15 protein-coding genes are annotated in these 17640 nt (G+C 71.1%); 6 read left to right on the forward strand and 9 right to left on the reverse strand.

Annotation, left to right across the window (positions count from 1 at the left end):
• Positions 1-45: 45 nt before the first annotated feature.
• On the reverse strand, positions 46-1092 hold the full coding sequence (locus ACZ7L0_RS10300; RefSeq protein ID WP_471241998.1) for a S66 family peptidase: 1047 nt from the start codon (positions 1090-1092) through the stop codon (positions 46-48).
• Positions 1093-1194: 102 nt separating this feature from the next.
• Here ACZ7L0_RS10300 and aroQ point away from each other — a divergent pair, with 102 nt between their 5' ends.
• The gene (aroQ, locus tag ACZ7L0_RS10305; protein ID WP_471241999.1) at positions 1195-1668 is read left to right on the forward strand and encodes a type II 3-dehydroquinate dehydratase; all 474 of its coding nucleotides are present in this window, start codon (positions 1195-1197) and stop codon (positions 1666-1668) included.
• 25 nt (positions 1669-1693) lie between these two features.
• On the opposite strand, the gene ACZ7L0_RS10310 is transcribed toward aroQ, so the two are convergent.
• The 5 genes from ACZ7L0_RS10310 to ACZ7L0_RS10330 form a co-directional block, all read right to left on the reverse strand.
• Entirely contained in the window at positions 1694-2446 is a 753-nt protein-coding gene (locus ACZ7L0_RS10310) for an amino acid ABC transporter ATP-binding protein (RefSeq protein WP_471242000.1), read from the reverse strand.
• The gene (locus ACZ7L0_RS10315) at positions 2443-3375 is read right to left on the reverse strand and encodes an amino acid ABC transporter permease (RefSeq protein WP_471242001.1); all 933 of its coding nucleotides are present in this window, start codon (positions 3373-3375) and stop codon (positions 2443-2445) included. Before ACZ7L0_RS10315 ends, ACZ7L0_RS10310 begins: the two co-directional genes overlap by 4 nt.
• Positions 3372-4256 carry an ABC transporter substrate-binding protein gene (locus ACZ7L0_RS10320; RefSeq protein WP_471242002.1) on the reverse strand — a complete coding sequence of 295 codons (885 nt, stop codon included), beginning with the start codon at positions 4254-4256 and terminating at the stop codon, positions 3372-3374. Before ACZ7L0_RS10320 ends, ACZ7L0_RS10315 begins: the two co-directional genes overlap by 4 nt.
• A gap of 280 nt (positions 4257-4536) precedes the next feature.
• On the reverse strand, positions 4537-5193 hold the full coding sequence (locus ACZ7L0_RS10325; RefSeq protein WP_471242003.1) for an MBL fold metallo-hydrolase: 657 nt from the start codon (positions 5191-5193) through the stop codon (positions 4537-4539).
• A gap of 47 nt (positions 5194-5240) precedes the next feature.
• Positions 5241-5930: a maleylpyruvate isomerase family mycothiol-dependent enzyme gene (locus tag ACZ7L0_RS10330; protein ID WP_471242004.1), complete on the reverse strand. Its 690-nt coding sequence runs from the start codon at positions 5928-5930 to the stop codon at positions 5241-5243.
• A gap of 222 nt (positions 5931-6152) precedes the next feature.
• Between ACZ7L0_RS10330 and uvrA the strand changes: the two genes are divergently transcribed.
• Entirely contained in the window at positions 6153-9164 is a 3012-nt protein-coding gene (uvrA, locus tag ACZ7L0_RS10335; RefSeq protein WP_471242005.1) for an excinuclease ABC subunit UvrA, read from the forward strand.
• Positions 9165-9218: 54 nt separating this feature from the next.
• Here uvrA and ACZ7L0_RS10340 read toward each other — a convergent pair whose 3' ends face one another.
• The 3 genes from ACZ7L0_RS10340 to ACZ7L0_RS10350 all read right to left on the reverse strand — a co-directional run bounded on the left by ACZ7L0_RS10340 (position 9219) and on the right by ACZ7L0_RS10350 (position 12245).
• Positions 9219-10130 (reverse strand): carbohydrate kinase family protein, encoded by a 912-nt coding sequence (locus ACZ7L0_RS10340; protein ID WP_471242006.1) that lies wholly within the window; start codon positions 10128-10130, stop codon positions 9219-9221.
• Positions 10127-11170 carry a LacI family DNA-binding transcriptional regulator gene (locus ACZ7L0_RS10345; protein ID WP_471242007.1) on the reverse strand — a complete coding sequence of 348 codons (1044 nt, stop codon included), beginning with the start codon at positions 11168-11170 and terminating at the stop codon, positions 10127-10129. Before ACZ7L0_RS10345 ends, ACZ7L0_RS10340 begins: the two co-directional genes overlap by 4 nt.
• 127 nt (positions 11171-11297) lie before the next feature.
• Positions 11298-12245: a hypothetical protein gene (locus tag ACZ7L0_RS10350; protein WP_471242008.1), complete on the reverse strand. Its 948-nt coding sequence runs from the start codon at positions 12243-12245 to the stop codon at positions 11298-11300.
• Positions 12246-12549: 304 nt separating this feature from the next.
• On the opposite strand from ACZ7L0_RS10350, the gene uvrC reads away from it, so the two are divergent.
• Genes uvrC through whiA form a run of 4 tightly spaced genes read left to right on the forward strand, consistent with a single transcriptional unit; the run spans position 12550 to position 17622 of the window.
• Positions 12550-14580, forward strand: a complete 2031-nt coding sequence (gene uvrC / locus ACZ7L0_RS10355; protein ID WP_471242009.1) for an excinuclease ABC subunit UvrC — start codon at positions 12550-12552, stop codon at positions 14578-14580.
• Positions 14577-15578, forward strand: a complete 1002-nt coding sequence (gene rapZ, locus ACZ7L0_RS10360) for an RNase adapter RapZ (RefSeq protein WP_471242010.1) — start codon at positions 14577-14579, stop codon at positions 15576-15578. The genes uvrC and rapZ overlap by 4 nt, the downstream gene beginning before the upstream one ends.
• Positions 15575-16642 (forward strand): gluconeogenesis factor YvcK family protein, encoded by a 1068-nt coding sequence (locus tag ACZ7L0_RS10365; RefSeq protein WP_471242011.1) that lies wholly within the window; start codon positions 15575-15577, stop codon positions 16640-16642. Before rapZ ends, ACZ7L0_RS10365 begins: the two co-directional genes overlap by 4 nt.
• Positions 16633-17622 (forward strand): DNA-binding protein WhiA, encoded by a 990-nt coding sequence (gene whiA / locus ACZ7L0_RS10370; RefSeq protein ID WP_030642347.1) that lies wholly within the window; start codon positions 16633-16635, stop codon positions 17620-17622. Before ACZ7L0_RS10365 ends, whiA begins: the two co-directional genes overlap by 10 nt.
• Positions 17623-17640: the final 18 nt, after the last annotated feature.

Consider the following 17640-nt stretch of genomic DNA (forward strand, 5'->3'; position numbering starts at 1 on the left):
CACGGTGACCAAGGGTTACGGGGGCGTGCGGGAGCGTGTCCTGCGTCAGTAGGTGACCGTGATGCGCCGCGCGGGCCCGTCGACGCGAATGGCGCCTCCGTAGGGAATGACCAGCTGAGGGTCCGTGTGGCCGAGGTCCACGTCGAAGACGGCCAGGGTGCCGGGGGCGTACGCGGCCAGCGCGCTCCGCACGGCCTCGCGCTGCTCGGCGGCGTACCGCGCGCCCTCCTCCGGGCTATTGGGGTGCTCGAAGGACCAGGTCCTGGCACGGCCCATCAGCAGCGCCCCGAAGCGCTGCAACAGTCCGCGCTCGCCCATGTTGCGCAGCATCCGGAAGACCTCCGTGGCGCTCGGCAGCTCCTCCGAGGTCTCCAGGAACAGCACGCCGCCGTCATACACCGACAGGTCGCGCGACACCTCGCGGTCGGCCATCAGCAGCCAGGAGAGGATCTCCAGGTTGCCGCCCCAGCCGCGCCCCTCCACCACGCGGTCGGCGTTGAACCAGCTCCAGCCCGTGCTCGGCCGGGTCTCCGGTTCCGCCTCGAAGGTCGCCGGGTCGGCCCAGTCGCCGTTGACGTCGTTCCACCGCTCGGCGGGCCGCAGTTCGTACGGACCCGAGGTGAACAGCGCCGCCCGCAGGGAGTCGGCGGTCTGCGGGTGCATGGCTCCGGGACGGCCCAGTTCGCACATCACGGTCGCGCCGTGATAGCCGACGACGCCCGCGTTGTACAGGAACGCGAGCAGGTTCGTGTTGTCGCTCATGCCGAAGAACGGCTTGGGGTTGGCCCGCAGCAACTCCCGGTCCAGCAGCGGCAGCACGGTGATCTGGTCGTCGCCGCCGATCGACGCGATGACCGCCTTGATACCGGGGTCGGCGAAGGCGGCGTGGATGTCGTCGGCCCGCTCCTGGGGCGTCGTGCCCATCTTCCGTGTCGTCGGGTACTCGACCGGTTCGAGGCCGTAGTCCCGGCGCAGCCGTTCCAGGCCCAGTTCGTAGGGGAGCGGGAAGAGTTCGGGCAGGCCGGCCGAAGGCGAGATGACGGCTATGCGGTCGCCGGGCGAGGGCTTGGGAGGGTACGAGGGTGTCGTCATGCCGGGAGGGTATGGCCTCGGCCCTGCTCGTTTCACCGTGATAAACCGGGTGCGAGCGGCGGTCCCCGGTGGACCGCCCACCCCGAACGGACCGGAGGAACCGTGCCCCGCACCCTGGCCAACGCCCCGATCATGATCCTCAACGGGCCCAACCTGAACCTGCTCGGCCAGCGCCAGCCCGAGATCTACGGCTCCGACACACTCGCCGACGTCGAGGCCCTGTGCGCCAAGGCGGCGGCCGCGCACGGCGGCACGGTCGACTTCCGGCAGTCCAACCACGAGGGTGAGCTGGTCGACTGGATCCACGAGGCGCGGCTGAACCATTGCGGGATCGTCATCAACCCCGGCGCCTACTCGCACACGTCGGTCGCGATTCTGGACGCGCTCAACGCCTGCGACGGCATGCCGGTGCTGGAGGTCCACATCTCCAACATCCACCGGCGCGAGTCGTTCCGGCACCACTCGTACGTCTCCCTGCGCGCCGACGGCGTCATCGCGGGATGCGGGGTGCAGGGCTACGTCTTCGGCGTGGAGCGGGTCGCGGCGCTGGCGGGGGCGGCGCAGGCCGACGCGTAACCCCCGCCCATCAGGCGCACGCCCCTTACAGGCGTCCCGCCTCCACGATCCGCCGCAGGAAGCGCCGCGTGCGCTCCTGTCGCGGGTCACCGAAGACCTGCTCGGCGGTGCCGCGCTCCAGCACGACACCTCCGTCCAGAAAACAAACCTGGTCCGCGACATCCCGGGCGAAGCCCATCTCGTGCGTCGCCAGCACCATGGTCATGCCGTCGTCCTTCAGGTCGCGGACCACGCCGAGCACCTCGCCCACCAGCTCGGGGTCGAGGGCGGCGGTGATCTCGTCGAGCAGCAGCAGCCGGGGGCGTACCGCCAGCGCGCGCACGATCGCCACCCGCTGCTGCTGACCGCCGCTCAGCCGGTCCGGGTAGGCGTCCGCCTTGCCGCCGAGACCGAGGCGCTCCAGCAGCTCCCTGGCATGTTCCTCGGCCTCCGCGCGGGGCACGCCGTGCACCCGGCGCGGGGCGAGCGTGATGTTCTCCAGCACGGTCATGTGGGGGAACAGGTTGTACGCCTGGAAGACCACGCCGATACGGCGGCGTACCTCGTCCTGGTCGACCCGGGGGTCGGTGATCTCCTCGCCGTCCAGCCAGATGGCGCCGTCGTCGATCTCCTCCAGGAGGTTGGCGCACCGCAGCAGCGTGGACTTGCCGGAGCCGGAGGCGCCGATCAGCGCCGTCACCGTGTGCGGGGCGACCTCCAGGTCGACGTCGCGCAGCACGACCGAGCCGCCCAAGGTCTTGCGGACGGACTCCATCCGCAGCACCGGAGCGTCGCTCATATGGCACCTCCCTGGGCCCGCTGCCGGTCCATCCTGGCCGTCACCCAGTCCGTGAAGCGGGTCATCGGGATGGTCAGCGCCACGAAGAGCAGTCCCGCGACGATGTACGGCGTGTAGTTGAGGCTGCGGCCGACGATGATGTCCGCCGCCCGTACCGCGTCGATGGCGCCGCCGATGGAGACCAGTCCGGTGTCCTTCTGGAGCGACACCAGGTCGTTGAGCAGCGGCGGCACCTGACGGCGCACGGCCTGGGGCAGCACCACGTACCGCAGCGCCTGCCGGTTGGTGAGGCCGAGCGAGCGCGCGGCGGCGCGCTGCGAGGGATGCACCGACTCGATGCCGGCCCGGAACACCTCGGCGACGTACGCCGAGTACGTCAGGGTCAGCGCCGTACCGCCGAGCAGCACGGGGTCGACGGTCACGCCCTGCAGCCGCAGCGCCGGCACGCCGAGCACCACGATCATCAGGTTGATGATCAGCGGCAGTCCGCGGAAGAAGTCCGTGTACGCGGCCGCCAGCACCCGCAGAGGGAAGAACACCGGTCCGCGCAGGGTGCGCGCGATGGCGATCAGCATGCCGAGGACCAGTACGGCGGCCCCGCAGATGACCAGCAGCCGGACGTTCAGCCACAGCCCGTCGAGGACCTTGGGCAGCGCCTCGCGCGCGTACCGCCCGTTGAAGAACGTCTCCTTGGTGCGCTGCCAGCCCGGCGCACTGACGACGACCAAGTACAGGACGACCCCCGTGACCAGGGTCGAGATCGCCGCGATCGCCGTGGCGCGGCGGGCCCGGACGCGCTTGAAGCGCTCGCGGTCGAGCCGCCGCTGGGAGGGGACGTAACCGTCGCCCGCGCCCGGCCCGCCGCCCCCGGACATGTCACCCTCGTCGTCCGCGCCCTCCTGGCCGGACTCCTCCTTGGCGACCGTCACTTGAGCACCGGGGCGTCGACGGCGTCGGAGAGCCACTGCTTCTCGATCTTCGCCAGCGTGCCGTCCTCGCGCAGGGCGTCCACAGCGTCGCTCACGCAGGAGGTGAGCGCGCTGCCCTTGTCGAGCACCAGCCCGAACTGCTCCGGCGTACCGCCCTGGTTCTCGAACTGTCCGACGATCTTGGCGTTCGTCACCTCGGCGGCCGTGATGTAGAACGCGGTCGGAAGGTCGGTGACGATCGCGTCGACCTGACCGTTCTTCAGCGCGGACTTGGCCTGGTCGTTCTTGGCGTACACGGCGGCGGCCTGCTCCGGCTTCACCACGTCGTCGATGTAGTCGAGGCTGGTGGTGCCGACCTGGGCGCCCAGCTTGAGGCCCTTCAGGTCCGCGATGCTCGTCGCCTTCGCCGCCTTGCCGCCCTTCAGCGCGATGACGGCCTGCCGGACGTCGTAGTAGCCGGACGAGAAGTCCACGGCCTTCTTGCGTTCGGCGCTGATCGACACCTGGTTGATGTCGAAGTCGAAGGTCTTCACCCCGGGCGCGAAGGCCTTGTTGAAGGGGACGCTCTGCCAGACGACGGCGCTCTTGCCGTAACCGAGCCGCTGCGCCACGGCGTAGGCCACCGCCGACTCGAAGCCCTTGCCGCTCGCCGGCCTGTCGTCCTTGAACCAGGGCTCGTACGCCGGCTGGTCGGTGGCGATCGTCAGCTTGCCGGAGGTCTTGGTGGCCAACTTGCCCTTCGCGCAGCTCTTTTCGGCCGAACCGGACGGAGTGGCGGCCGCCTTCTCCTCCGGCTGCGGAGCACAGCCGACAGCTGTGGCGAGCAGGGCTGTGATGGCGACGGCGACAGCGCGACGCAGTGCGCTAGGGGCGAGGTGCATGGCGGGAGAGTGGCAGCCGACGTCCCGTTTGTCGAGGTCACAGGGGGAACTGTCCGCATACTGGGAACGGGTGTTGCGTTCTCGTGAACACTTCCCGTGCGGTTCGCCTGGGGCCGCCGGTCGAGGGCGGGGAACGAGGGGACCGGCGGCCCGATCCGCGCGGGTGCCGTTTCCCGCGCGGGGCTCTTACCAGTTGAGCGCGCGACAACGCGCCCCGGGAGCGTGCACGGGCCGTCAGCAGGGGTGCGCGATTCACACGGGGCGCGCGCCGGCCCCGGGTTCACCACCCGCGCGCGTGCCACTCCGGCAGATGCGGTCGCTCGTCGCCCAGTGTGGTGTCGTTGCCGTGGCCCGGGTAGACCCAGGTCTCGTCCGGCAGCACGTCGAAGATCTTCGTCTCGACGTCGTGGATCAGGCTGGCGAACGCCTTCGGGTCCTTGCGCGTGTTCCCCACGCCGCCCGGGAAGAGGCAGTCCCCGGTGAAGACGTGGGGGTGGCCGTGCGGATCGTCGTAGACGAGCGCGATCGAGCCGGGCGTGTGCCCGACCAGATGGCGCGCGACGAGCTCCACGCGCCCCACCCGGATGACATCGCCGTCGTCGACGAGGACGTCGGTCGGCACCGGAATGCCCGCGGCGTCGTCGCGGCCCGCGTACGTACGGGCGCCCGTGGCCGCCACGACCTCGGCGAGCGCCTGCCAGTGGTCACCGTGCTGATGCGTGGTGACGACGGACGCGATGCCGTCGTCACCGATCATCCCGAGCAGCGTCCGCGCCTCGTTGGCGGCGTCGATCAGCAACTGCTCATCCGTGGCCCGGCAGCGCAGCAGATAGGCGTTGTTGTCCATCGGGCCGACCGCGATCTTGGTGATCATCAGGTCCTTGAGCTCGTGCACGTCGGCCGGTCCGCCGACCGTCACCTCTCCGCTGTACGTCATGACGATCAGCCTATAGCGGGGGGAGCGGCCGGGGGATCGTCCTCGTACTACAGCGGGGGAAGCGCCGGAAGCGCGCCGCCCTTCACCGCGAGCGCGGAGCCGTCGCGGCGCCCGGCGAGCCAGCCGAGCAGATCGGCGGCCGGCCCCTCGACCGAGACCGGGTCTCCCTCGGCGCCGCCCCCGGTGCTCCAGGTCCGGCCGTCGTCGGTACGCAGTCCGGTCGAGGGCACGTCCTTGTGCCCGGCGAAGCGCTCGGCGAGAAAGCCGATCTCCCGCTCCACGAACTCCGCCGGAAGATCCTCCAGCTCGTAGCCGATCCCGAGGTCCACGTGGTGCAGCTCGACCTCGATCCAGCGCCGGAAGGGCACCCGGGACGCGGAGTCGGTGACCCCGTTGCGCAGCGCCACCGTGCGCGACCAGTCCGCGGGCGCGGCCCCCGTCTCCTGGAAGCGGGCGGCGCTCTCGCGCAGGTCGGCGAGGTGCACGTCCAGGGGGCGCGGGGCGTCCCGCTCGATGTCGGCGTCCCGGGCGTGCGCCGACTCGTACATGGGACGTCCCTCGAGGACGTTCACGAGCGCGTCCGCGTTGCGGGCGAGGTGGGCGAGGAGATGGCCGCGGGTCCAGCCGGGCAGCCGTGTCGGCTCGGTCACGGACGCGTTGTCCAGCGCGGCGGCTGCGGTGAGCAGCCGCTCGGTCGCGTCACGTACAGACGCCAGGTCATGAGCGTGATCAATCATGGTGCTGACCTTAATCCCGCCACCCGTTCGGGTGAAGGTGGTGAAGCTGGGCCGTAAATCGAATACGCGTGCTATATGGTCGAGTGCGGCGTCGGGCATGCTGGATGGCTGGGGATTGTTATCCCACCGGGAATCCGACCGGCGTTGTCAGTGGCTCCCCCTAGTCTGAAGAAGACGGGGGCCCCGCCCCTGTCACTTCTCTCAAGAAAGGTGCGGACCGGCGTGGCCGACCGTCTCATCGTCCGTGGCGCGCGCGAGCACAACCTGAAGAATGTCTCGCTCGACCTGCCCAGGGACTCGCTCATCGTCTTCACGGGCCTGTCCGGGTCGGGCAAGTCCTCCCTGGCCTTCGACACGATCTTCGCCGAGGGTCAGCGCCGCTACGTGGAGTCGCTCTCCTCGTACGCCCGCCAGTTCCTCGGCCAGATGGACAAGCCGGACGTCGACTTCATCGAGGGCCTGTCCCCGGCGGTCTCCATCGACCAGAAGTCGACCTCGCGCAACCCGCGCTCGACGGTCGGCACCATCACCGAGGTCTACGACTATCTGCGCCTGCTGTTCGCGCGCATCGGCAAGCCGCACTGTCCCGAGTGCGGGCGGCCGATCTCGCGCCAGTCCCCGCAGGCCATCGTCGACAGGGTCCTGGAGCTGCCGGAGGGCAGCCGCTTCCAGGTGCTCTCGCCGTTGGTGCGCGAGCGCAAGGGCGAGTTCGTCGATCTCTTCGCCGACCTGCAGACCAAGGGGTACAGCCGCGCGCGCGTGGACGGCCAGACCGTCCAGCTCTCCGACCCGCCCACGCTGAAGAAGCAGGAGAAGCACACCATCGAGGTGGTCGTCGACCGCCTCACGGTGAAGGACTCCGCCAAGCGCCGGCTCACCGACTCCGTGGAGACCGCGCTCGGACTGTCCGGCGGCATGGTCGTGCTCGACTTCGTCGACCTCCCCGAGGACGACCCCGAGCGCGAACGCATGTACTCGGAGCACCTCTACTGCCCGTACGACGACCTGTCCTTCGAGGAGCTGGAGCCCCGCTCCTTCTCCTTCAACTCCCCCTTCGGCGCCTGCCCCGAGTGCACCGGCATCGGCACGCGCATGGAGGTCGACCCCGAGCTGATCGTCCCGGACGAGGACAAGTCGCTCGACGAGGGCGCCATCCACCCCTGGTCGCACGGGCACACCAAGGACTACTTCGGCCGCCTGATCAGCGCCCTCGCGGACGCCCTGGGATTCCGGACGGACATCCCCTTCGCCGGTCTGCCGCAGCGCGCCAGGAAGGCCCTGCTCCACGGCCACAAGACGCAGATCGAGGTCCGCTACCGCAACCGGTACGGACGCGAGCGCGTGTACACCACGCCCTTCGAAGGCGCCGTCCCCTTCGTCAAGCGCCGGCACAGCGAGTCCGAGAGCGACGCCAGCCGCGAGCGCTTCGAGGGCTACATGCGCGAGGTGCCCTGCCCCACGTGTCACGGCACGCGCCTGAAGCCGATCGTCCTCGCGGTCACGATCATGGGGAAGTCGATCGCCGAGGTCTCCGCGATGTCCATCAGCGACTGCGCGGAGTTCCTGGGCGAGCTGAAGCTGAGCGCCCGCGACAAGAAGATCGCCGAGCGCGTGCTGAAGGAGGTCAACGAGCGGCTGCGGTTCCTGGTCGACGTCGGCCTGGACTACCTCTCGCTCAACCGCGCGGCCGGCACCCTCTCCGGCGGCGAGGCCCAGCGCATCCGCCTGGCCACCCAGATCGGCTCCGGCCTCGTCGGCGTCCTCTACGTCCTCGACGAGCCGTCCATCGGTCTGCACCAGCGTGACAACCACCGGCTGATCGAGACCCTGGTCCGGCTGCGGGACATGGGCAACACGCTGATCGTCGTCGAGCACGACGAGGACACCATCAAGGTCGCCGACTGGGTCGTCGACATCGGTCCGGGCGCGGGCGAGCACGGCGGCAAGGTCGTGCACAGCGGCTCCCTGAAGGAGCTGCTCGCCAACGACGAGTCGCAGACCGGCCAGTACCTGTCCGGCAGGAAGTCGATCCCGATGCCCGGCATCCGCCGCCCGCGCGACCCCTCGCGGCAGCTCACGGTGCACGGCGCCCGGGAGAACAACCTCCAGGACATCGACGTGTCCTTCCCGCTGGGGGTGTTCACGGCCGTCACGGGTGTGTCCGGCTCCGGCAAGTCGACGCTGGTCAACGACATCCTGTACACGCACCTGGCCCGCGAGCTGAACGGCGCGCGCAACGTCCCCGGCCGGCACACGCGCGTGGACGGCGACGACCTCGTCGACAAGGTGGTGCACGTCGACCAGTCGCCCATCGGCCGCACCCCGCGGTCGAACCCGGCGACGTACACCGGCGTCTTCGACCATGTCCGCAAGCTCTTCGCGGAGACGACCGAGGCGAAGGTCCGCGGCTACCTGCCCGGCCGCTTCTCCTTCAACGTCAAGGGCGGACGCTGCGAGAACTGCGCCGGCGACGGCACGATCAAGATCGAGATGAACTTCCTCCCGGACGTCTACGTCCCGTGCGAGGTGTGCCACGGCGCCCGGTACAACCGGGAGACCCTGGATGTCCACTACAAGGGCAAGTCCATCGCCGACGTCCTGAACATGCCGATCGAGGAGGCGACGGAGTTCTTCGAGGCCGTCCCCGCGATCGCCCGTCACCTCAACACGCTGAAGGACGTCGGCCTCGGCTACGTCCGGCTCGGCCAGTCCGCGACCACCCTCTCCGGCGGTGAGGCACAGCGTGTGAAGCTCGCCAGCGAGCTGCAGCGCCGCTCCACCGGACGCACGGTCTACGTGCTGGACGAGCCGACCACCGGTCTGCACTTCGAGGACATCAGCAAGCTGCTCAAGGTCCTCTCCGGTCTGGTGGAGAAGGGCAACACGGTCATCGTCATCGAGCACAACCTCGACGTGATCAAGACCGCCGACTGGATCGTCGACATGGGTCCCGAGGGCGGTGCCGGCGGCGGCCTCGTCGTCGCGGAGGGCACCCCCGAGCAGGTGGCCGGGGTTCCGGCCAGCCACACCGGCAAGTTCCTGCGCGAGATCCTGCAGCCGGAGACGATCAGCGACGCCACACCGTCGGCGAAGGCACCGACCAAGGCGACGGCGAAGAAGACGGCCACGGGCCGGACCGCCAGGACCGCCAACAACACGGCGACGGACAAGGCCGCCGGGGCCGCGAAGAAGGCGGCACCCGCGAAGAAGACGACGCGGGCGCGGAAGGCCTGAGCCTCGCGAAGAGTGACGGTGTCCCGCGGGAACTCCCCGCGGGACACCGTCTTCTCAGATCTCCCCCGCCTCGGCGGCGAACGGCGGCTCGGCCCCCGCCCGTGAACAGGTGATCGCCGCCGCGCGCGCCGCGAACCGCAGCAGCCGCGTCCAGCCGTCGGCGCCCAGAGCGGCGACGGCCGTGGGGGAGAGGGCGTCCCAGGTGGACAGGCCGTGCAGCAGGGCCGCGTTCACCGTGTCGCCGGCGCCGATGGTGTCCACCACGTCGGCCTTCTCACCGGGTACGGAGTGCTCCGCGCCGTCCCGGGTGAAGACGGTGAGGCCGTCGCCGCCCCGGGTGATCACGACGGCCGAGGGGCCCGCCGACAGCCATTCGCCCGGGGTGCCGCCGAGCCACCGGGCGTCCTCCTCGGAGAGCTTCAGCAGCGTCACCGACGGCAGCCAGCTCTTGAAGCGGGCCCGGTAGGCGTCCGCGTCGGGGATCAGGCCCGGCCGGATGTTCGGGTCGAGCGCGGTGAACAGACCCTGCCCGGCCGCGGTCCGCATCAGCTCCTCGTAGGCGCTCGCCCCGGGTTCCAGGACGAGCGAGCAGGTACCGAAGGACACCGCGCGTGTCGCCGCGGGGAGCGCGGCGGGGGCCGTGAACAGACGGTCGGCGGTGCCCTGGACGTAGAAGGAGTAGGCCGCCGAGCCGTCGCCGCCGACGGTCGCGACCGCGAGGGTGGTCGGTTCCGTGCCGCGCTGCACGGCCGAGACGTCCACGCCCGCCTGCCGGAGCCGGTCGAGCAGGGCCTCACCGAAGGCGTCGTAGGAGGTGCGGGAGCAGAAGGCGGTGGGGGAGCCGAGACGGCCGAGGGCCACGGCCGTGTTGTAGGGGCCGCCGCCGAGCGCCGGCCGCAGCCCCGCGAGGGCGCCCCGGCCCTGCGGTACCAGGTCTATCAGTGCCTCACCGGCGACGACGATCACGAGTCGGTTCCTTTCTCGGGCTCCTGAGGGCATCCGCAGGACGTGCGGTGGACGAAGGAGCAGGGCAGCCGCACGGTCCGGGTGGGCCCGTCCGGTGCGGCCAGACGGTCGAGGAGCACCCGGACGGCCTGGGCGCCGATCTCCCTGCTGGGCTGGGCGATCGCGGTGAGCCGGGGTGAGAACAGGTCGGCCCAGGTGAAGTCGTCGAAGCAGCACAGGGCGATGTCGCCGGGCACGGACAGCCCCCGCTCGCGCAGGGCGCGCAGGGCGCCGATGGTCATCGCGTTGTTGGCGGTGACCAGTGCCGTGGGCGCGGGGATGAGGGCCAGCAGGGCCGCGGTGGCCCGGGCGGCGCCGGCCGACTCGGAGTTGCCGGAGACCACGAGGCGTTCGTCGTGGGCCAGTCCGGCGGCGGCGAGGCCGTGCCGGTAGCCGGTGATCCGCTCGCTGGTGGTGCTGAGCCCCGGCAGTCCGGCCACCAGCCCGATCCTGCGGTGGCCGAGTCCGGCGAGGTGCGTCACGAGCCGGGTCATCGGTTCGGTGTTCTCCGCGCAGACCTGGTCGAAGCGCGGGGCGTCGTCCGTGGGGCCGCCGTCGATCACCCGGTCCAGCAACACCGTCGGCACGGCGTGCCGGCCGAGGTAGGCGAGGAGCTCGCGCGGGTGTGCGGACGGGGCGACGATCATGCCGTCCACCCGGCGCTCGTGGAGCAGCTGGACGACCTTGCGTTCGTGCGCGGGGTCGTCGTGCGGATCGGCGATGAGCAGGCTGTAGCCCTCGTTCAGGGCGGCGGCCTCGACGCCCTGGAGGATCTCCGTGAAGTACGGGTTGCTGATCGCCGACACCGCGAGCCCGATGGAGCGGGTGCGGGAGGTCACCAGGGAGCGGGCGAGGGTGTTGGGCGTGTAGCCGAGCTCGTCGATGGCGTCCAGGACCGCCTGGCGGGTGTGGGGCAGCACCGTCCGCGTGCCGTTCAGCACGTGGGAGACGGTCGCCACGGAGACTCCGGCGCTCCGGGCTACGTCGGCCATCGTGGGCATCGGCTCGGTTCCCTCCTGGGCCGCGGTGGGCCTTCTGCGCGGAAGGTATCGCATTCACCGCCTGACGTAAACGCTTACGCAAACGTTTACGTGGCTTCCGCGCCCTCCTAGGAGTCCGGCCTCGGGATCAGTCCCAGTCCCAGCCGATGCCCACGATGCCCGGCCGGGTCCGCGACTCGACCAGGTGCACCGAGCGGTGCAGTCCGCTGAGCGGCAGCTCCTGCCGGCCGATGCGCGGGGCCGCCGTGGAGTGCTGCGTGAACCGGTGGCAGCGCACCGGCAGCGCGTCCGCGTCGAAGCGCACCTGGAGGGCGTACTGGCCGCCGGGGAAGCCGAAGCCGCGGGCGTACTCGCGGGAGACGCCGGCCGTGCCGTCCTCGACGCCGTACCGGAACAGGAAGGTTTCGCCGGACCGCAGCCTGGTGCCGAAGAGCAGCTCGGCCACGAGCACCCCGGTGTCCTGGTCCCAGCGGACCCGGCCGGTGCGGCAGTTCTCCAGGGCGTGCACCGCCATGCGCCGCGGCACACAGCCCGGGTCGCCGTGGTGCACGGCCACGAAGCGGTCCACGCCGTCCCGGTGGGCGCGCACGATGTGGTGCGACTCGCGGCCGGCCAGCTCCCGGCGCACCCCGATCCGTACCCGCTCGTGATGGCCGAGGGTGTGCAGCCCGCCGTCCAGGGACCAGCCCAGATCGGCCTGAAGCCGGTCCAGGACGTCGGAGGCCTCGATCAGGGAGCGGTACGAGCGGCCCGCCGGACGCGCGGCGGCCTGGCGCTCGTCGGCCTCGGCGAGCAGCCGGATCAGCGACTCCTCCGGCAGCTGAAGGATCTCCTCCAGCGCCCGCACGGCCCGCAGCGACTCGGGGCGCTGCGGACGGCGGGCGCCCTGCTGCCAGTAGCTCAGGCTGGTCACGCCCACCTTGACCCCGCGGCGCGACAGATGGTGCTGCACGCGTTGCAGCGGCAGTCCGCGAGCGGCGATCGCGGCGCGCAGGGCGACATGGAACGGGCCGCCGCGCAGGGCCGTGTCCAGTTCCGCGGTGGCGACGTCCGCGTGCTGTGTGGCATGCCGCATGCAGAGGCCCTTTCTGTGAAGTTCACTACGGCTGGTCAGACCGTTCGTGTGGGCCTGAGGCCCTGTCCTGGGGGCCACCCCGTCGGCGTCGGGGCGTCCGCACATCTGTACGCCTTCTCCATGCGCCGTCGTTCACGGCCCCCGAGTTCCCCCGCATTGAAGCGTGTTGACCTTGCTCCGACAACACCTCGCGTTCGGCCGCCGTACGCACCTGGCCGAGCCACGACCCCGGGCGGGCCGGGAGGCACGCGGCGTTGTCCACAGCCCCGTCGCGGTGTCGGTGCTCGCCAGTAGGGTGTGAGACATGGCCGACCCCTCCAGCTACCGCCCCGTGCCGGGACAGATCCCGGACTCCCCCGGGGTCTACAGGTTCCGGGACGAGCACCGCCGGGTGATCTACGTCGGAAAGGCGAAGAGCCTGCGCCAGCGCCTGGCCAACTACTTCCAGGACCTGGCGAGCCTCCACCCCCGTACCCGGACGATGGTCACCACCGCCGCGTCCGTGGAGTGGACCGTGGTGTCCACGGAGGTCGAGGCGCTGCAGCTGGAGTACTCCTGGATCAAGGAGTACGACCCCCGGTTCAACGTCAAGTACCGCGACGACAAGAGCTACCCGTACCTCGCGGTGACGATGAACGAGGAGTTCCCGCGCGTGCAGGTGATGCGCGGTCACAAGAAGAAGGGCGTCAGGTATTTCGGGCCGTACGGGCACGCGTGGGCCATCCGCGACACCGTCGACCTGCTGCTGCGGGTCTTCCCGGTGCGCACCTGCTCGGCCGGTGTCTTCAAGAACGCCGCCCGCACCGGCCGCCCCTGTCTGCTCGGCTACATCGGCAAGTGCTCGGCCCCCTGCGTCGACCGGGTCTCCGCCGAGGAGCACCGCGAACTGGCCGAGGAGTTCTGCGACTTCATGGCCGGCCGCACGGGCACGTACCTGCGCCGCCTGGAGAAGCAGATGATGGCGGCGGCCGACGAGATGGAGTACGAGCGGGCCGCCCGCCTGCGCGACGACATCGAGGCCCTGAAGAAGGCCATGGAGAAGAACGCGGTCGTGCTCGCCGACGCGACCGACGCCGACCTCATCGCCGTCGCGGAGGACGAGCTGGAGGCGGCCGTCCAGATCTTCCACGTGCGCGGCGGCCGGGTGCGCGGTCAGCGCGGCTGGGTGACCGACAAGGTCGAGGAGGTCACCACCGGCGCCCTGGTCGAGCACGCCCTGCAGCAGCTGTACGGCGAGGAGAGCGGCGACGCGGTCCCCAAGGAGGTGCTGGTCCCCGCCCTGCCCGAGCCGGCGGAGCCCGTGCAGGAGTGGCTGACCGAGCGCCGCGGGTCCGGCGTCTCCCTGCGCATCCCCCAGCGCGGCGACAAGAGGGCCCTGATGGAGACGGTGGAGCGCAACGCCAAGCAGGCCCTCGCTCTGCACAAGACCAAGCGCGCCTCCGACCTCACCACGCGCTCGCGCGCGCTGGAGGAGATCGCCGAGGCCCTCGACCTGGACAGCGCCCCCCTCCGAGTGGAGTGCTACGACATCTCGCACCTCCAGGGCGACGACGTGGTCGCCTCCATGGTCGTCTTCGAGGACGGCCTCCAGCGCAAGAGCGAATACCGCCGCTTCCAGATCAAGGGCTTCGCCGGCCAGGACGACGTCCGCTCCATGCACGAGGTGATCACCCGCCGCTTCAGGCGTTACCTCGCCGAGAAGGAGAAGACCGGCGAGTGGGTGGACGACGACCTCAAGGACGACGAGGGCCGCCCCAAGAAGTTCGCCTACCCGCCCCAGCTCGTCGTCGTCGACGGCGGACGGCCCCAGGTCGCGGCGGCCCAGCGGGCCCTGGACGAGCTCGGCATCGACGACATAGCGGTCTGCGGCCTCGCCAAGCGCCTGGAGGAGGTCTGGGTACCGGGCGAGGACGACCCGGTGGTCCTGCCCCGCACCAGCGAGGGCCTCTACCTGCTCCAGCGCGTCCGCGACGAGGCGCACCGGTTCGCCATCACCTACCAGCGGACCAAGCGCGCCAAGCGCTTCCGTTCGAGCCCCCTGGACGAGGTACCCGGCCTCGGCGAGACCCGCAAACAGGCGCTGATCAAGCACTTCGGCTCAGTGAAGAAGCTGCGGTCCGCCACCATCGAGCAGATCCAGGAGGTGCCCGGCATAGGCCGCAAGACGGCCGAGACCATCGCCGTGGCACTCGCCCAAACGGCCCCGGCCGCACCCGCCGTGAACACGGCCACAGGAGAGATCATTGAAGACGAGGAACCCGAGACGACGGCGGGTGACTCGGGGGAGCCCGTGATCGCGGGCGCCCCGGACGAACGACGGGGGCAGGAGACATGACCGAGCACGACGCACAGCCCACAGCGGACCGAGATCCTGCGCACAAGGAAACGGGCGAGGATCAGCCCCAGCAGGCGGTCCAGGACAACGGAGCACAGGTGAGCACGGGCAACGAGACAGCCGGGGCCCCCGAAGCGGCCATCCCCGAGCTGGTGATCATCTCCGGCATGTCCGGAGCCGGCCGCTCGACGGCCGCCAAGTGTCTGGAGGACCTCGGCTGGTTCGTCGTCGACAACCTCCCGCCGGCCCTGATCCCCACCATGGTGGAGCTCGGCGCCCGCTCCCAGGGCAACGTGGCGCGGATCGCGGTCGTCGTCGACGTACGCGGCCGGCGCTTCTTCGACAACCTGCGCGAGTCCCTCGCCGACCTGGAGTCCAGGAACGTCACCCGGCGGATCGTCTTCCTGGAGTCCTCCGACGACGCCCTGGTGCGCCGCTTCGAGTCGGTGCGCCGGCCGCACCCCCTCCAGGGCGACGGCCGCATCGTCGACGGCATCGCCGCCGAGCGCGAGCTGCTGCGCGAGCTGCGCGGCGACGCCGACCTGGTGATCGACACCTCCAGCCTCAACGTGCACGAGCTGCGAGCCAAGATGGACGCCCAGTTCGCCGGGGAGGAGGAGCCCGAGCTGCGGGCCACCGTGATGTCCTTCGGCTTCAAGTACGGCCTCCCGGTCGACGCCGACCTGGTCGCGGACATGCGCTTTTTGCCCAACCCGCACTGGGTCCCGGAGCTGCGCCCGTTCACCGGAGTCAACGAGGAGGTGGCCGCGTACGTCTTCAACCAGCCCGGCGCCAAGGAGTTCCTCGACCGGTACGCGGAACTGCTGCGGCTCATCGCGGCCGGCTACCGCCGCGAGGGCAAGCGGTATGTGACCATCGCGATCGGCTGCACCGGCGGCAAGCACCGCTCGGTCGCCATGTCGGAGAAGCTCGCCGCGCGCCTCGCGGCCGAGGGTGTGGAGACGGTGGTCGTACACCGGGACATGGGACGGGAATGACGGAACGTACACCGCGGCTGAGCCGGCTGCGCCGGATGGTGCCGGAGGCCCGCGCGGGCCGTCCCGCCGAGGTCCGCGGCGCCAGGCCGCGCCGGCGCGGCGCCCAGCCCAAGGTCGTCGCCCTCGGCGGCGGCATGGGCCTGTCCGCCTCGCTCGCCGCGCTGCGCCGGATCACCGGCGACCTCACCGCCGTCGTCACCGTGGCCGACGACGGCGGCTCCAGCGGGCGTCTGCGCGACGAGCTGGGCGTGCTGCCCCCCGGCGACCTGCGCAAGGCGCTGGCCGCGCTGTGCGGTGACGACGACTGGGGCCAGACCTGGGCCCGGGTCATCCAGCACCGCTTCCAGTCCAAGGGCGACCTGCACGAGCACGCGGTCGGCAACCTGCTGATCGTCGCCCTGTGGGAGCAGCTCGGCGACCACGTCCAGGCGCTGGACCTGGTCGGCAAACTGCTGGGCGCGCACGGGCGGGTGCTGCCCATGTCCGCCGTCCCGCTGGAGCTCCAGGCCCTGGTCAAGGGCCACGACCCGGACCGGCCCGAGGACGTGGACACCGTCCGGGGCCAGGCCACCGTCGCCCTCACCCCGGGCGAGGTGCAGTCCGTGCACCTGGTGCCGCACGACCCGCCCGCCGTCCCCGAGGCCGTCGCCGCCGTCCTCGACGCGGACTGGGTGGTGCTCGGACCCGGCTCCTGGTTCTCCTCGGTCATCCCGCATCTGCTCGTCCCCGAGCTCCTCGACGCCCTCACGCAGACCAAGGCGCGCCGGGTACTCTCCCTGAACCTCGCCCCGCAACCCGGAGAAACCGAGGGCTTCTCTCCGCAGCGTCATTTGGAGGTTTTGGGGCGACACGCCCCTAAACTCGCCCTGGACGTGGTGCTGGCCGACGAGGCCGCCGTGCCCGACCGCGACTCGCTCACCGAGGCCGCCAAGCGGCTGGGAGCCGCGGTCGAGCTGGCGCCGGTGGCCCGGACCGACGGCTCCCCCCGGCACGACCCGGAGCTGTTGGCAGCCGCGTACGACCGTATTTTTCGGATGCATGGAAGGATCGGCCCATGGCGATGACGGCAGCGGTGAAGGACGAGATCTCTCGGCTTCCCGTCACCCGCACCTGCTGCAGGAAGGCGGAGGTCTCCGCCATTCTGCGGTTCGCCGGCGGCCTCCACCTGGTGAGCGGGCGCATCGTGATCGAGGCGGAGCTGGACACCGCGATGGCGGCCCGCCGCCTCAAGCGGGACATCCTGGAGATCTTCGGCCACAGCTCCGAGCTGATCGTGATGGCGCCCGGCGGGCTGCGCCGCGGCTCGCGTTACGTCGTGCGGGTGGTCGCAGGTGGTGACCAGCTGGCCCGGCAGACCGGCCTGGTGGACGGCCGGGGCCGCCCGATCCGGGGCCTGCCCCCGCAGGTCGTCTCCGGCGCCACCTGCGACGCCGAGGCCGCCTGGCGCGGCGCCTTCCTGGCACACGGCTCGCTCACCGAGCCCGGCCGCTCCTCCTCCCTGGAGGTGACCTGCCCCGGCCCCGAGGCCGCGCTCGCGCTGGTCGGCGCCGCCCGCAGGCTGTCGATCGCCGCGAAGGCCCGCGAGGTCCGGGGCGTGGACCGGGTGGTCGTCCGTGACGGCGACGCGATCGGCGCGCTGCTCACCCGGCTCGGCGCGCACGAGTCGGTGCTGGCCTGGGAGGAGCGCCGGATGCGCCGCGAGGTGCGCGCCACGGCGAACCGGCTCGCCAACTTCGACGACGCCAACCTGCGCCGCTCGGCCCGCGCCGCCGTCGCCGCCGGCGCACGGGTGCAGCGCGCCCTGGAGATCCTCGGCGACGAGGTCCCCGAGCACCTCGCCGCCGCCGGGCGGCTGCGCATGGAGCACAAGCAGGCCTCTCTGGAGGAGCTGGGCGCCCTCGCCGACCCGCCGCTGACCAAGGACGCCGTCGCCGGCCGTATCCGCCGGCTGCTGGCGATGGCCGACAAGCGCGCCTCCGACCTCGGCATCCCGGGGACCGAGGCGAACCTCAGCGAGGAGCTCGCCGACAACCTCGCGGGCTGACTGACACCCGATCAACTG

This window comes from Streptomyces sp. NPDC039424 (genome assembly GCF_055639495.1).

Excerpts from the sequence above, each read along its gene's own strand:
- ACZ7L0_RS10320 (WP_471242002.1), bottom strand. The coding sequence starts at position 4,256 with ATGCACCTCGCCCCTAGCGCACTGCGTCGCGCTGTCGCCGTCGCCATC.
- ACZ7L0_RS10310 (WP_471242000.1), bottom strand. The coding sequence starts at position 2,446 with ATGAGCGACGCTCCGGTGCTGCGGATGGAGTCCGTCCGCAAGACCTTG.
- ACZ7L0_RS10350 (WP_471242008.1), bottom strand. The coding sequence starts at position 12,245 with ATGCGGCATGCCACACAGCACGCGGACGTCGCCACCGCGGAACTGGAC.
- ACZ7L0_RS10330 (WP_471242004.1), bottom strand. The coding sequence starts at position 5,930 with ATGATTGATCACGCTCATGACCTGGCGTCTGTACGTGACGCGACCGAG.
- uvrC (WP_471242009.1), top strand. The coding sequence starts at position 12,550 with ATGGCCGACCCCTCCAGCTACCGCCCCGTGCCGGGACAGATCCCGGAC.
- rapZ (WP_471242010.1), top strand. The coding sequence starts at position 14,577 with ATGACCGAGCACGACGCACAGCCCACAGCGGACCGAGATCCTGCGCAC.
- whiA (WP_030642347.1), top strand. The coding sequence starts at position 16,633 with ATGGCGATGACGGCAGCGGTGAAGGACGAGATCTCTCGGCTTCCCGTC.
- ACZ7L0_RS10300 (WP_471241998.1), bottom strand. The coding sequence starts at position 1,092 with ATGACGACACCCTCGTACCCTCCCAAGCCCTCGCCCGGCGACCGCATA.
- ACZ7L0_RS10345 (WP_471242007.1), bottom strand. The coding sequence starts at position 11,170 with ATGCCCACGATGGCCGACGTAGCCCGGAGCGCCGGAGTCTCCGTGGCG.
- ACZ7L0_RS10325 (WP_471242003.1), bottom strand. The coding sequence starts at position 5,193 with ATGACGTACAGCGGAGAGGTGACGGTCGGCGGACCGGCCGACGTGCAC.
- ACZ7L0_RS10365 (WP_471242011.1), top strand. The coding sequence starts at position 15,575 with ATGACGGAACGTACACCGCGGCTGAGCCGGCTGCGCCGGATGGTGCCG.